At 59.2% G+C, this 2,622-nt stretch carries 3 protein-coding genes; all 3 read right to left on the minus strand.

The genetic code is table 11. The features are described 5' to 3' along the window. On the minus strand, nt 1-391 hold a 391-nt coding region (locus ACFFAR_RS30470), incomplete at its 3' end, for a lytic transglycosylase domain-containing protein (RefSeq protein WP_375509146.1). Next, nucleotides 388-594 carry a hypothetical protein gene (locus ACFFAR_RS30475; RefSeq protein ID WP_375509147.1) on the minus strand — a complete coding sequence of 69 codons (207 nt, stop codon included), beginning with the start codon at nt 592-594 and terminating at the stop codon, nt 388-390. The genes ACFFAR_RS30475 and ACFFAR_RS30470, both read right to left, overlap by 4 nt. Then, nucleotides 594-2,622, minus strand: a 2,029-nt coding sequence (locus ACFFAR_RS30480; RefSeq protein ID WP_375509148.1) for a DNA topoisomerase, incomplete at its 5' end; no start/stop codon positions are given. The genes ACFFAR_RS30480 and ACFFAR_RS30475, both read right to left, overlap by 1 nt.

Consider the following 2,622-nt stretch of genomic DNA (forward strand, 5'->3'; position numbering starts at 1 on the left):
TGTAATAGCAGCTGAACGCCGCGCGCAATGCGTCCTGGCCAGCACCCATACGGGCCGACGCACGGCTATAACAGTCCGACAAGATCGCCGAGCCGGCCCGCAGATTTGTGCAAGGATCGAATGCAGCATTCGCGTCCATGCCATACCTCGCGAGGTTGTAGCGATTCACTTGGCTTAAGCCCATGCTGTAGTTCCAGCCTCCCGCGTCGAGCGCCGCAACAGTGGCCATCGCTTCATCGCGGTTCTGTGGCTGACGCACGAGCCGACCTCCTACGACACCGATCGCAAAGGGGTTGAAACCCGACTCGGCGCGAACAATCGCCTGCAAAGTCGTCGGATGAACTGCGGGCGCGCATTGCTGCGCGAGGCTATTGAAGTCGGCGGGCATCATTGTGCGGGTTCGCTGTCAACGTCCGGATCTTCGTCCGGACGGTCTGGTTCTGCATTCAGGAGCGTGTTCAAAGACGTCGGTTTCCCGACGACGGCCGCATCCGAAATCATCGTGTTCCCGGTTGCTGGCTTTTCATCATCTGACGGCAGGTAAGCTTCTGTCGCAAAATCCCACACCCGGTCTTGTTTGGGTTGCTCAGCCATTACATCGCTCCCACTCTCTTAAATCCAAAGCCCTTGTTTCTGGGCCTCAATTTCGGCGTGAAATCCGGTGCTCCGTCACGGTCCGGATAGGACGCGGAGCACTTCGGCTCCGCCTGAAAATTCGAGCAACCCCAAAAGTGGCCGTCATTGCCCAGGATTCGCCGCAAGCGGCCAGATGCACATTGCGGACACGCCGGCGCGGGCGACATCGGCAAGTTCATCGGCGCAGTCCGCAAGCCCGCGATCACCTTGGTGACAAAGGCAACGTTGCGTTCGATGAATTGCTCGTAGGTGATTTGCCCGCTCGCTACCGCGTCGAGCGCGATTTTGAACATGCCGGCCATCGTTGGATCCTTGACTGGGCCGGGCAGTGCCGTAAGCAACCCCCGGCCGCTCGCGCTGCACGTCAGCTTGTTTTTGGTGCCCTTGGCGATCTCGAGGAAACCACGCTCGCGCAGGTCCTTGATGATCCCGGCGCGTGTGGCGCTTGTACCAATGCCTTTTCCCTCTTTCAGACGCGCTCTAGCCGCCGGATCGGTCGTGAATTTGTGAAGGTCAATCATGGCGCTCAGCAACGATGCTTCATCAAAGCGGGAAGGGGGCTTCGTTGCTCGGCTCGCGGTATCACATGCCGTGCACGTTGCAGGGTCGCCCTGCGCCATGTCCGGGAGTGTCTGTTTGGCATCTTCAGTTTCGCCGTCGACCGGCGTTTGCACAGCCGCTTCCTCGTGCGGCGCATAGACCTCACGCCAGCCGAGGGACACGGGCGTCTTGCCGTTCGCGGTCAAGCGCTCGCCGACACATGAAATTTCGATGCGTGTTTGCATAAAAACGGTGTGCTCGAAGAATTGGGCGAGGTAGCTGCGCACGACCAGGTCGTAGACGTTGCGCTCAATCTCATTCAGCGCGGATAGGTCCGTTACGCATACGGTCGGCACGATGCCGTGGTGCGCTTCACCATTCATCTTCTTGTCGTCGAACGCAGCCGATTTGCGTTTCGTGTCGGCGCGGCTGATCAATGAGCCGAGCCCGGGCAGGTTTCGGCTAACCGACGCCAGAATGGTCGGCGCTTCATCGTGCTGCGCCTCCGACAGATAACGGTTCTCCGTGCGCGGGTAGCTTGTGACTTTGTAACGTTCGTACAGCACTTGCGCCGCGGCCAACACTTCGTCACCCGTGTAGCCAAACTTGCCGCATGCGGCCACCGTCAATTCGTTCAGGGACAAAGGCAGCGGCGGCGCCTCTCGCTTGGGCGACTTGTCATACGCCGATATCTCTGCCGGCTGGTTTTGCATACGGACAACAAGCGCACGCGCGACGGATTCGTCGATCAAACGGCCCGCATCGTCGAGACCGGCTTGGTCTTCGCGCGCCTTCCAGTTGGCGACAAACAGGCCGTTCTCATGCTGCATCTTCGCCGCGATAGTGAAATAGCCGGCCGGCTTGAATGACTCGATAGCACGATCGCGTCCATATACGATCATGAGCGTCGGGGTTTGGACGCTCCCGACGGTCAATACGCCGTCGAATCCGAGCTCACGAGCGCGTAATGTGGCGGCACGCGTTAAGTTCAGACCGAAGAGCCAGTCGTAACGCGAACGCGCGAGTGCCCACACGAACCATGCGCGAAACTGCTGCTCCTCGTTGCTGCGCATCGAGTCAAGTGCCTGACGGACCTTGGCCGCGTTGTAGTCATTGACGAGCAGCCGTAGGACGGGCTTGGTGTTACCGAGATAGATCAGAACTTCATCCACAAGAAGTTGACCTTCCTCATCCGGGTCACCCAAATGCACGACTTGATCGACCTCGGACAAAAGTTTCTCTACCGCGCGGACGTTGCGCTCCAAATCACCACGGGGAACCATCAGCCAGTCAGTTGGTACGATCGGAAGATCTTGATAACGCCAGATCTTTGAACCGCTCTTGCTGCGTGGTAGGTCTTCGGGAAGATACTCGTCTGGCATGGCCTGCTCGAGTGCGTGACCAGCGAGCGGCACGAACGCATCGTCGCCGATATAGGTCACCACG

It is taken from the genome of uncultured Caballeronia sp. (assembly GCF_964243625.1).
GTDB lineage: Bacteria > Pseudomonadota > Gammaproteobacteria > Burkholderiales > Burkholderiaceae > Caballeronia.